12 protein-coding genes are annotated in these 12085 nt (G+C 51.1%); 3 read left to right on the top strand and 9 right to left on the bottom strand.

What is annotated here, in order from left to right; all coding sequences use genetic code 11:
* Positions 1–43: 43 nt before the first annotated feature.
* Entirely contained in the window at positions 44–442 is a 399-nt protein-coding gene (locus B0I18_RS20550; protein ID WP_106524629.1) for a hypothetical protein, read from the bottom strand.
* A gap of 63 nt (positions 443–505) precedes the next feature.
* Complete coding sequence (locus tag B0I18_RS20555) at positions 506–763, bottom strand: DUF7660 family protein (RefSeq protein WP_106524630.1); 258 nt, start codon at positions 761–763, stop codon at positions 506–508.
* A gap of 225 nt (positions 764–988) precedes the next feature.
* On the opposite strand from B0I18_RS20555, the gene B0I18_RS25165 reads away from it, so the two are divergent.
* Positions 989–1222, top strand: a complete 234-nt coding sequence (locus B0I18_RS25165; RefSeq protein WP_219906019.1) for a class I lanthipeptide — start codon at positions 989–991, stop codon at positions 1220–1222.
* 134 nt (positions 1223–1356) lie between these two features.
* On the opposite strand, the gene B0I18_RS20560 is transcribed toward B0I18_RS25165, so the two are convergent.
* From B0I18_RS20560 to B0I18_RS20585, 6 genes are all read right to left on the bottom strand, one after another.
* A complete protein-coding gene (locus B0I18_RS20560) occupies positions 1357–2427 on the bottom strand; it encodes a beta-ketoacyl synthase chain length factor (protein WP_106524631.1) in 1071 nt (356 codons plus the stop codon).
* Between the two features lie 65 nt (positions 2428–2492).
* A complete protein-coding gene (locus B0I18_RS20565; RefSeq protein ID WP_106524632.1) occupies positions 2493–3452 on the bottom strand; it encodes a YpdA family putative bacillithiol disulfide reductase in 960 nt (319 codons plus the stop codon).
* A 55-nt stretch (positions 3453–3507) separates the two neighbouring features.
* Positions 3508–4704 (bottom strand): beta-ketoacyl-[acyl-carrier-protein] synthase family protein, encoded by a 1197-nt coding sequence (locus tag B0I18_RS20570; RefSeq protein WP_181358557.1) that lies wholly within the window; start codon positions 4702–4704, stop codon positions 3508–3510.
* Between the two features lie 83 nt (positions 4705–4787).
* A complete protein-coding gene (locus B0I18_RS20575; protein ID WP_106524634.1) occupies positions 4788–5045 on the bottom strand; it encodes a phosphopantetheine-binding protein in 258 nt (85 codons plus the stop codon).
* A 107-nt stretch (positions 5046–5152) separates the two neighbouring features.
* Positions 5153–6214 carry a tetratricopeptide repeat protein gene (locus B0I18_RS20580; RefSeq protein WP_106524635.1) on the bottom strand — a complete coding sequence of 354 codons (1062 nt, stop codon included), beginning with the start codon at positions 6212–6214 and terminating at the stop codon, positions 5153–5155.
* A 58-nt stretch (positions 6215–6272) separates the two neighbouring features.
* Positions 6273–7436, bottom strand: coding sequence for a hypothetical protein (locus tag B0I18_RS20585; protein WP_106524636.1), 1164 nt, complete (start codon positions 7434–7436; stop codon positions 6273–6275).
* A 307-nt stretch (positions 7437–7743) separates the two neighbouring features.
* On the opposite strand from B0I18_RS20585, the gene B0I18_RS20590 reads away from it, so the two are divergent.
* Positions 7744–10104, top strand: a complete 2361-nt coding sequence (locus B0I18_RS20590; protein WP_106524637.1) for a TonB-dependent receptor — start codon at positions 7744–7746, stop codon at positions 10102–10104.
* A 68-nt stretch (positions 10105–10172) separates the two neighbouring features.
* Positions 10173–11372, top strand: coding sequence for a PepSY-associated TM helix domain-containing protein (locus tag B0I18_RS20595; RefSeq protein WP_106524638.1), 1200 nt, complete (start codon positions 10173–10175; stop codon positions 11370–11372).
* 2 nt (positions 11373–11374) lie between these two features.
* Here B0I18_RS20595 and B0I18_RS20600 read toward each other — a convergent pair whose 3' ends face one another.
* Entirely contained in the window at positions 11375–12076 is a 702-nt protein-coding gene (locus tag B0I18_RS20600) for an outer membrane beta-barrel protein (protein WP_181358558.1), read from the bottom strand.
* Positions 12077–12085 lie beyond the last annotated feature (9 nt).

Here is a 12085-nt window from a genome sequence, read left to right on the forward strand (position 1 = left end):
CGCCGGCTTTATGGTTTAATTTAAGTATCGCGTCACCGGTGGCTCAGGGCTTCCGGTTGCGTTTAAGATCGCGTAAAAGTTCGTCAAGGTCCATGGTACAACCCGCGGGCAGGCTTATGCTGGCGATACCGCCCATATCTGTCTGCCAGTAACCGCCATGTTTCCGGATCTCCTCTCCCAAAGCGCGGTACTGCGTTTCGGACACGTCGCGGCTCAGCATAAATTGCCGGGTGGTATAGGGCGATGCTTTCAGGATCTTCAGGACCTGGTGCTGCCCTTCTTTATTGATCCAGGTGCGGAACTCGGTGCCTATAGTGATGTCGCTGAACAGTTCATTTTCGACGGCCCGGTATACGTTATCGCCCAGCGGTTCTACATACATCTCCCAGCTCAGCCCCTGGCGCTTGTCGTATACGGTAATGCTGATGATGTCCTGTTCCATAAGGCTAAGCATAAGATGCCGTAAAGATACAATTGTGCAACCGAAGCCGGCAACCTCCGGTTTTTATTCATAAACCCGGGCGCCTTTCAATATATCGGCAAAGGTAGACCAGGCGGCTTCGTCGGCATTTTTACGCATTTGCTTATTATCGTAGTAACCCTGGATATCGTTGGCATATGCGCCTATAGCTGCTAAAAAATCAGGGAGCGTTTTGTTTTCCCATAGGTCCGGATCCGCTGCTAATTCCTGCTGCATCAGTTCAAGCAGGGTTATGAATGATTGCCGGTCGGTAACCTCGAATTGGTCGGGTGTAGTGTGCATAAGCTATTTAAATTTTTGAAAGACGGGATGTTACAGGATAGTCAAAACGCATTTTCCGTCTGGCATTGGTGTACTCTAGTAAAATTAAAAGTATAATGCCTTGTATGCCGCTCCTGGCTTGCAATACGAAGATACTACTGCTAAAGAAACATAAAAACTACTGGTTTCCCGGTATTGTATACTTTTCGCTTATAATGTAATTTTAGCCTATAAAAATGCATTCATATGAAAAAGAAATCATTAGGCAACAAACTCTGTTTAGGAAAATCAGTTATCGTGGCTTTGAATACAGATTTATCGGTGTTTAAAGGTGGAGCCAGCGAAGGCTTATCTTCGATGATCATGAATTGCGACGCCCATTGCGCCACCAACCAGAAGTCGATTTGCGACACGCTTTGTATGAGTGATAACTGTACGGGCGCCACGACGATCTGTCAAACCTGGCAACCTTGTCCCTAGAAATGTAACCGCGGACAACGCATCATTTTTACTTAAGTGCGTTATCGCCGGAACACTAAACGAAAAGACCCGTAAACCAATCCGGTTTGCGGGCTTTGTATTGCTTTTCAATACTCAAATCCAATAGCTGATATCTACAATCCTTCCAGCAGTACCAGGTTATGATTCACACCACGAAAATGATTGTAGTAAACAATCTTGCGGGGCCGGAAGTCTTGTCCGGCGGGCTTTTGGTACCAGGCCGCTTCGGGCAGGTCATTACCCGACAGGAGCTGGCAGGTAAGCCATAAGGCAAAGCCGCCGGAGGTTTCGTACTCCCCGCAAAGATGCTTGAAGCCTAATACCGGCAGCTTGTTGCCCAACAGGTTACGGACCTGGTCGTAACAGGGATCGTCGGCAGGGTCGCCGTTATAACCCAATACCAGCAGGTCGGCATCTGCAGCAGTCCAGCCTTCACGTTCAATTTGCCCCTGAATAGAAGCGAGCGGAGCGCTATTGCCGGTATTATAAAAAGTAAACACCCTTTTGATTGCTGCAACCGCCCCATCGCTATGGTTGGATAATAGAAAGAACGCAGCGCCTTCGCCGCCTATACTACCCGGGCTGTCGTTTTGCTGCCACAGGGGCAGGCTGTTGTCCCGGTCTTTTTTCCAGTAACCTACTTTGTCTTTGATGTGGAAGTACTCTTCGGTCAGTTCGTCGAAACAACCCACCAGGTAGTGCTGTGGATCCTGCACCGTATGCAGTTTCAATTGCGCATCGTACAAGGCGGCTTCGAAAGAACTGCCCCGGTGCACGAAGGTCTGGTTATAACCCGTAGCGCCCGTTTGCAGGGCTATAGCGCCGTTAATGGCGTTATAGGTAGAGAGAATAAAAGGCGTGGGATTCAGCGCAGTTTCATCATAACTCTTGAGTTCCTTTACAAATTTCTCGGTATCGGTCATACTGCCTTTGGCCGTGCCGGTCAGTATACCATCGGGTCTTGCCAGGTTAGCCTTACGCAAACAGTCCATGCCGGTATACACGCCCATACGCAATACCCGGCTCATACGGCGCAGCTGCATGGGCGGTATCACGGTCGTATAATCGGGTTCGATTACGGCAAAGCGTTGCCGCTCATCCGGGATAAGCGGTTCCAGCAAGGCTCCGGCCTCCTGATGTTGCGGGATGATGGCGCTGGTATGGGTAATATAAACGGGCTTCAAATTGCGTTATGGTCTTGTTTACTGCCTGCAAAGGAAATGTTTTTCCTGCTGGAATGAAAATACTTTTAAGGGGTACGGGTAATGTGATCGATGATCAGGTTGCCATGGATCCGGGAGTTTTCGATAAACCACTTATGAGTTTCCAAACCGCCGCATACCACACCGGCCAGGTACAAGCCGGGTATATTGGTCTCCATGGTCGCCGGGTTATAAACCGGTTTGCAGAGGCCATCGTCTGATAATGCGATACCGCACTGTTGCAGCCATTCAAAGTTGGGCCGGTAGCCGGTAAGGGCCAGTACGAAATCGTTTTCAAGGGTCAGAGGGCCATCCGGTGTAAGCAGGTCTACGGCGCCGGGCCTTATAGCCGTAAGCGATGTGTTGAAATGGGCTTTGATACTGCCTTCTTCGATACGGTTCTCGATATCAGGCTTTACCCAGTATTTTACCCGCGGACCGATACCCGGTCCCCGCGCTACGAGGGTTACATCGGCGCCTTTGCGCCAGGTTTCCAGGGCTGCATCCACACTGGAGTTGCTGGCGCCTACCACCAGCACTTTCTGAAAGGCGTATTCGTGCGGTTCTTTGTAATAATGTCTTACCTGCGGCAGGTCCTCGCCCGGGATGTCCATCAGCATGGGTATATCGTAAAAGCCGGTAGCCACAATGACTTTGGCGGCCTGGTATACCGCCCTGGAACTGGTAACCCGGAAGCCGCCTTCATGAGGCTGTACATCAGCTACGGCTTCATACAGGTTGATGTTCAGTTTAAAGCTGCCGGTTACTTTACGGTAATACTCGATGGCTTCGGGTCTGCCCGGTTTGGGCGCGAGACAGGTAAAGGGGGCATCGCCGATCTCCAGGCGTTCGGCCGTGGAGAAAAAAGTCATGTACAGCGGATAATGATATAAACTGTTGACCAGCGCGCCTTTTTCAAGAATAAGATACCGGAGGTTTTTCTTCCGGGCCTCGATGGCACAGGCCAGTCCTATAGGTCCGCCACCGATAATTATAAGATCGAACATGAATGGTTGTTTTGCTGCCGGGTAAGCAGGGGCAGTCCCGGTATATGCTTCAAAATTACACCCTCTGCAGCACTAATGAAACATTATTGCCGCCGAAACCAAAAGAATTGGATAAGGCATACTGCACCCCTACATCACGCAGCAGGGTAGCCTGTGGTACGATACTGATTTCCTCCATGGGAGTTTCGAAACGCAGGTTGGCCGGGATAAACCGGTGTTGTATAGCCAGGCAGCAGATAATGGCCTCTACTGCACCTGAGGCGGCCAGGGTATGCCCCGTAAAAGCCTTGGTAGAGCTGAAAGGCGGATGGGCCGTGCCGAACAGCTTTTCGATAGCAGTGCCTTCCGAGAGGTCGTTGCCCTGGGTGGCCGTGCCATGTGCATTGATATAATCGATATCGGTGGCAGCAATACCCGCTACGGTAAGCGCCTCCTGCATGGTGCGGGCCGCACCGCTGCCATCGGGCGAGGGCGCTGTAGGGTGGTGCGCCTCGTTGGTATTGCCATAACCAGCCAGCCGTGCAATAGGTTCAACGCCACGTTCCTGTGCCGATATTGCAGACTCCAGTACCAGGTAAGCCGCACCTTCGCCCAGGTTAAGCCCGTTGCGGTTCTGGTCGAAAGGCCTGCTGAGGTTACGGTCTACATTTTTAAGGGCATTAAAACCATTCAGCGTAAAACGGGTAAGCGCGTCAGTGCCGCCGCAGATCGCGATATCGGTCTCGTCGTTTTCGATCATGCGCGCGCCCAGCTGCAGGGCGTTTGCCGCAGAAGAGCAGGCTGTGCTGATTGTGGTCTGGAAACCTTCGAGTTTAAAATAGGCCGCCATACGCAGGGTACAATCGGCGCAGTCTACCGAGTCGATATAATCGAAAAATTCGCCCCGGGGCGCATCGGAGATCATATCGCTGTACATCCGCTCTACCTCGCTCATACCGCCTACGGTACTGGCGTTGATAAAGGCGATACGGCGCGTACTGCGTTGTTCGGGCGGTAAAGCAGACAGGGCTTCCCGCAGGGCGTACATGCCGAGCAGGGTAGTACGGCTATAACCGGTAAGCGGCAGGTCGAGCGCCGCAGCCAGCGCTTCGTTGGTCAGGTCTGCCTCGCCAACCTGTAACTCTTTATGATGGCGGGTTTGCAGCAGTTGCGGGTAACGGACGGCCTGTTTGTTGCAGAGCAGGGCCTCCAGGTTTTCGGGTACCGAATTGCCCAGTGCCGTAATCATACCCATGCCTGTAATAAGCACCATGTACGCTGTTTGATTGGGTAAAAAAATAATGTGCAAATTAGCAGGACTGAATTTGCACATTAAAAAGAGGTTATAGATCAGGATCAGAACTTGCGGTGCTCCTGGATATAAGCAGCCATAGTCGCCACGGAAGCCAGGATATTACGGCCTTCGCGGGCATCTTCGATTTTGATGCCATAGTTACGCTCCAGCAGTACCATCAGCTCCAGGGAGTCGATGCTGTCCAGGCCCAGGCCTTCGCCGAATAAGGGTGCGTTATCGTCGATATCTTCCGGCTTCATGCCCTGGAGGTTTAACGACTCAATAATTTGTTGCTTTAAGGTAACTTTTAAATCTTCCATATCTTAGTTGTAACGGCGGCAAAGATAATCCAAAAAATGAATTACTATAAGTCATTATGGATATCGCTGTGCCTGTTTGGCATTGTTAAAATTTTCAGGTCAGGATTTTATTTAAGAGGTTTGGGGTCTGAAACGGCGGGTTGCAGCGGGTTGCTCTTTTTCCAGTTTTCGAAGGCCACGTAGTTTTTGGCATTCTGCTTGATCCATACCGAGAACTCCTGCGAGTTATCGCTGGCGCCGAACAGCCATTGGTTGTACGCATCGTAATGACCTTCGAGCAGCATTTTATCCTGGTAGGTAAAGAGGGTAGAAGGATACCGGTTGGCATAACGCTGCATCCATTCCAGCATAAACCGCGAACGCAGCATGGTCAGGGTCTCCGTATTGAGGCCTTCCGTAATGGCAGGCGCACTGCGGGTAATGGCTGCCTTGTAGGCCGCTACATAGTTGCGGTCGTTGGCTGCCGCTGCACCTGACGAGGCATTGAAATCGGGCAACTTCTCGTCTTTACCCGGCGAGAGTAATTTGCGGTAACCTTCGATCATCAGTTTTTTGATCTCGGTGGTACGGGTTGTGGCCGGCTCCAGGTTGATAAAGATCTCGCCATAGGTAAGCGTCCATACCGGCTGGTCCTGTTCGTAATAAGCTTTGGCAGCGCTGTAATAATTCAGCGGAAAGCCAGGATCCACGCGGATGCCGGTATTCCAGGCCACAAGCGCGTCCTTGTCGTATTTCTCCGCATTCAGCATATTGCCCTTACTGTTGTACAAAACGCCCGAATTGGGAAATTTGCCCAGGCCTTCGTTCAACAGCTTTTTGGCTTTGCCCCGGTTGTTGAGCTTGGCTTCGATCACGCTGGCCAGTTGGTAGGTTTGCTCGTCGGCAACAGAAGAGCCCGTTACCGGGTCGATAATTTCTTTGGCTTTTTTAGCGTCGCCCGACAGGTAGTAGGCATAGGCCAGGTCGCGGCGCAGGGTTACTTCGCCCGGTGCCTGCCTTACCGCCTGGCTATACATCATGATCGCATTGGCATAGTCGCCCCGGTTCAGGTAGGTACGGGCATTTTCCTGCATACGCGCCACCTCGGGACTGAGGTCGTCCTGCGCTTTTGCATGATAGGTAGTAAAAACAAGCGTACCTGCCAGTAATATAGACGCTAATTTTATCATTCGAAAATAATCTGATTTAATGGTTGCAAATGTAAGTAAAAACGCGGAAGCCTTCTCTTTAGTGCTTCAGTATGGGGTGTCTTACAAATTCTTTTTGCCGGTCGAACAGGTAACGGTAGGTGGCCAGCTGCCGGGTACGCGTAGCACGTAAGGATCTGGCCACATTCAGCATCTTGGGGTTGAAGTCGCCGACCCACTGCATTTCGTAATCTTCGAACGGACTCTTATCGACCATGACCTGGGTACCCTCCACCACCATAAAGGCGTCGATACCTTTGCCCTGCCATTCGGGTACTACGCCAAATACCAGGCCCACCACGCCTTTGTTGTCCATCGTTTTTTTGAGCCAGAGGAATTTGAGCTTTTGCAGAAGACCGAACTTACCGTGCAGATGTTTAAAATACTGGTTCAGGTCGGGCAGGTTAAGCCAGCAGGCTATAGGCTCGTCTTTATAATAGGTAAACCAGGTAATGCGCTCGTCCATAACGGGCTTCATCGATTTAAAGATCTTGAGGGCCTGGCGTTCGTCGATCGTTTTACCCTCGCCATGACTGGCCCAGGCTTTGTTGTATACCGTGGCAAAGTCGCGGGCATATTTTTGCCAGTCTTTTTTGCGCAGCGGTTCCACCCGCAGGTTGTTGTCTTTGCGTAACTCGTTGCGCCGGGCAATCAGTTTTTCGTGAAAATCACAGGCGATCTTAAGGCCCATACATTCCTGGTAGAAGTACACCCGGAAGCCATAATTCGTAAAGAGCTCGTTGTAATAGGGCGGGTTATAGTTCATGGCATATAACGGTTCGCGGAAGCCCTCCGTTACCATGCCCCACCAGCGGTCGCGCTCGCCGAAATTGATCGGTCCGTCCATGGCCTCCATGCCTTCGGCACGCAGCCATTCGCGGCAGTGGTCAAGCATATAGTTTGCCGCCTGCTGGTCGTTGCTGCATTCAAAAAAACCGATGCCGCCTGTAGGCTGCGTTTGTTTGTACTTTTTATTGATAAAAGCCGCAACGCGGCCGATCACTTCTTTTTTATCATCCAATAAAAGCCAGCGGCTGCACTTGCCCTGCCGGAACGTCTTGTTCTTAACGGGATCGAAAACTTCTTCAATATCCTTGTCCAGCGGCTGTATCCAATTGGGATCACCTTTATAGATCTTTAGCGGCAGGTCGAGGAACTGGCGTACCTGCCGGGGGGAACTCACTTCTACTAGGCTGAAATTCATGCTGCAAATTTAATTTTTTGCAGCATACTAAATCCTAAATTATCCTTTAAGCCCCGGAGGCTGAGCAGGAGGCCCGAAATGACAGAAAAATTACAAACACCTCTTGGATAAGACTTTTTTTCGACACAGTCAAAAATAGACGGACCGGAAACCCGGGTTTTCCCGATTGTGAAAGGATTTTTCCCGATTGTGAAAGTGTAAGAAAATACGCGCTTCTACTTTTGCAGCGAAAACGTAAATATACCCCGTATCCCGAAAGACAGCCCCAAAACATGTTCCGGTTCTTACAATTTAAATCAACAGAATAATGAAAAAAACGTTTATGCTCTTTGGCTTGCTTTGCTCTTCCGCTCTTGTATTCGGACAGGCAGGCACGATCAAAGGTAAGATCATAAACAATGATGGCAGCCCAGCGGCCAACATTACCATATCGCTCGAAAACGAGGATACAGACGTTAACACGATTACCGACGAACACGGGAACTTTTCGATAGAGAGCGATGCCGGCAAATATAAAATGACCGTACATGCCGTAGGCTCCGCCACACGTACGATGACGGTAGAAGTAGGCGACGACCAGACCATCAATGTACCGGCAATAAGGCTTAAGGGTAACAATACCGAACTGAACGAAGTGGTGGTGGGCGCCGCCCGCCAGGGCTACAAAGCCGATAAAGTATCGAGCTCGTTAAGGCTGGAAACGCCGATACTGGAAACACCGCAAAACATACAGGTGATCACCAATAAGGTGATGGCCGACCAGCAGATTACCAGTATGGGGATGGGCTTGCTGCGCAATATCAGCGGCGCCACACAGCTCGAACACTGGGACAGCTATGTACGTGTAAATATGAGAGGCTCTCGTGCCTCGGCCTTCCGCAACGGTATGAATGTACTCTCGACCTGGGGCCCGCTTACCGAAGATATGAGCATGGTAGACCATGTTGAATTTGTAAAAGGCCCTGCAGGCTTTATGATGTCGAATGGCGAACCCAGCGGCATCTATAACGTAGTAACGAAAAAGCCGACCGGTGTAAACAGGGGAGAAGCGACGCTGACCCTGGGTAGCTTCGACTTTTACCGCGCGGCGGTGGACCTTGACGGTAAGCTGGATAAAACCGGCAAAGTATTGTACCGCCTTAACCTGATGGGACAAACCCAGAATTCCTTCCGCGATTATCAATACAATAACCGGATCAGCATTGCCCCGGTGATTACCTATAAGATAGATGATAAAACGAGTCTTACGGCCGAGTATAACTTCCAGTATGCGCGCATGTCGGATGTAGGCTCTTCCTATGTATTCTCGCCCAATGGTTACGGCGACCTGCCCCGCAACTTCACCACTGCGGAGTCGGGCCTGGATCCTACTATTGTCAAAGACCATAGCCTGTTCCTGTACCTGCACCATAAGATCAACAGCGACTGGAAACTGACTGCCCAGGCCGCTTATTTAAACTACAGCCAGCAGGGCTCATCCCTCTGGCCCAATTCGCTCGATGCCCAGGGCAATATGATCCGTTCGGTAGGTATCTGGGATGCCGCCAACGAATCCAAGTTTGGCCAGGTATACCTGAACGGCGATATACAGACCGGGCCCGTACACCACCGTATTCTTGCCGGCCTCGACCTCGGCGATAAAGAGTATATGGCCGACTGGGGCCAATCGCATGCCCTCGATAAAGAAGGTACTTTCTTTAATATTTATAAGCCGGTACACGGTACGCCATCCAATGGCTACCCGGTGTTTGACCGCAGCAGGAGCCTGCGCCAGCGTGCCGGCGGCAACCTGATCAACCAATCGTTTGCGGGGCTTTATGTACAGGATGAGATCGGCTTTTTCGAAAACAGGCTGCGTCTTACCCTGGCCGGCAGGTACACCTATGTTAAAGAATCGTCTTACGGCACTGTAGTAGATGCAAAGCGTTTCACGCCGCGTATCGGCCTCAGCGCTTCTATCGATAAGAATACTACGGCTTATGCCTTGTTCGATCAGTCTTTTGTACCGCAATCGGGCCTGCTGCGCAATGGCGATAAGCCCAAACCCATTACCGGTAACAATATAGAGCTGGGCCTGAAAAGGGACTGGATGGACGGACAATGGAATACGACCCTCTCGGTATACCGCATTCTTAAAAACAACCAGCTGATCGCCGACCCGGATACCACCAACAACCCGAACAATATCTATTCCCTGCAGGTAGGCCAGAGCCGTGCCTGGGGCGTGGAGTTCGACCTGCGCGGCGAGATTACCCGCGGCCTGAGCCTGATCCTGAACTATGCGTATACCGATTCCAGGATTACCAAGGACATTGTGCCGGCCAATATCGACAAATTGGTTCCCGGTTTCGCCAAACATGTATCCAATGCATGGCTCAGCTACCGCATTCCGGAAGGAGCGCTTAAAGGCCTGGGCTTTGCCGGTGGTTTCTCTTACCAGAAAGACCGCAGCACCTGGTCCTGGGATGCGACCAACCAGAAGAACCTGCCCGATTACTTCCGGCTCGATGGCGGCGTATCCTGGCAGAACGACCGGATGACCGTAGCCGTTAATGTGTTTAATATACTGGATAAATACCTGTACTCCGGTGCGCCATACGCCAGCTTCTATTATTACCAGGCCGAACCGCCGCGTAATTTCAGGGCAAGTATCGCTTACCGTTTTTAATGATTTTTTTTCTACGCTATGGTCGCCGGGCTCGCTCCTGGCGGCTATAGCTTTTTAAGGATAATACGATGAAAACTGCAGCTGTTGCCGCGAAGAAAAAGACGAAGTCGCCGTTTAAGAAAGTGGTGAGCTGGCTGCACCTGTGGCTGGGCCTTACCTCGGGCCTTATTGTATGCTTCCTGGGTTTGACAGGCTGTATACTTGCCTTTGAACGGGAAATAGAAGACGCTACCCAGCACTACCGTTTTGTAGAAACCCGGAAAACCCCGCTGATGGCGCCGTCCGAGCTGGAAACCATTGCGCTGAAACAACTGCCCGACAAGAAATTGCACAGCGTTTCCTACGAGCCGGGTAAGGCCAGTGTGGCCGTATTCTACAATGCCGAACCGCAATATTATTACCTCGTCTTCCTCGATCCTTATACGGGCAAAGTGCTTAAGGTAAGGGATATGAGCCAGGACTTTTTCCGGTTTATTATAGACGGGCATTTTTATCTCTGGCTGCCACCTGCCATCGGGCAGCCTATTGTGGCCAGCGCCACACTCATCTTCGTGGTGATGATCATTACCGGCATCATTTTATGGTGGCCCCGCAATAAAGCCGCGCGAAAACAACGGTTCTCCGTAAAGTTCAATGCCAAATGGCGCAGGACCAATTACGACCTGCATAACGTACTGGGTTTCTACATGAGCTGGGTCATTATCTTTATCGCCTTTACCGGCCTGGTATGGGGTTTTCAATGGTTTGCCAAAACCGTGTACTGGACTACCTCCGGCGGTAAAGAAGCCATCGCCTTTGAAGAAACCCTGTCGGATACGAGCAGCATGCAACGCCGTTCCACATTGCCCGCCATCGACCAGGTATGGCTCAATATGCGGCAGGAACAGCCTGCCTTTGCCGGCCTGATGGAAGTACATATACCGGAAAGCAAGGCATCCTCGATCGAGATTGCCCTGAATCCCGATAGCAGGACCTATTGGAAAGCCGATTACCGCTATTTCGACCAGTACTCGTTCAAAGAGTTATCCGTAAAACATGCCTTTGGCCGGTTGCAGGATACCAAAGTTGCCGATAAGCTGGTACGGATGAATTACGATATCCATGTAGGCGCTATTGCCGGTTTGCCGGGCAAGATACTGGCCTTCTGCGCCAGCCTGATCTGCGCCAGCCTGCCTGTTACCGGCTTCCTGATCTGGCGGGGCCGCAGGAAAAAATCGAAAAAAGGAAATGCCGTTCCGGCAAAGACCCGGGAAGTTACTGCGGCCTGATATTAAGGCAGGCGGGGAAACCCGAAAGATAATGCGATACCCGTATACCTTAAGCGGGTTTCGACGCCCGAGCCGGGTGTATGATAACTGTAAAGACTCTGTTCATGAAACAGGCGTATACCATAACGGCCACGCCAGACGTACGATAATTGCAGCTTAAGACCGGCATCAAAGAAATACTCCTGCGATATCTTCAGGTCGCGATCCGGTATAAGAACCGGTTGAATGGGCTCATCCCAACCGGATTCGGATAAGCCATTGGGCGAAAATATCCAGTTGTAGCCCTTTGTTACCCCGCGCAACATAAAACTATACACCATACCGCCACCGATAAAAAGGTCATGTTGTTTGCCGGCTTTTACACGCCAGGTCAGCATCAGCGGGATACCCAGGTAGTCGAGCTTTTTACGTAACCGGAACCGCAGGCCCCAGCCTGCATGATCGTTGAATAAAGTATCGTCATTGATCAGTCCCTTTACGGTGTAGGACAGCCCGGTTTCGATACCGATATGTTTACCGACAGGAATATGCAGCAGTACGGCGGCATTGGGTGTAACTATAAAGTTATTGCTGACCGCACTTTTAGTCGCCGATGCATACGGATAACCGCCCCCGGCATAAACGGCATATTGCACCTGTGCCCGCACTGAGGGCGCCGGCAGGGCACAACACAAAAAGACCATTGCGGTAAGCAGCGCTCGCATGATGAAAAG

Origin of the sequence: Taibaiella chishuiensis (assembly GCF_003014535.1) — a bacterium.
Classification (GTDB): Bacteria; Bacteroidota; Bacteroidia; order Chitinophagales; family Chitinophagaceae; genus Taibaiella; species Taibaiella chishuiensis.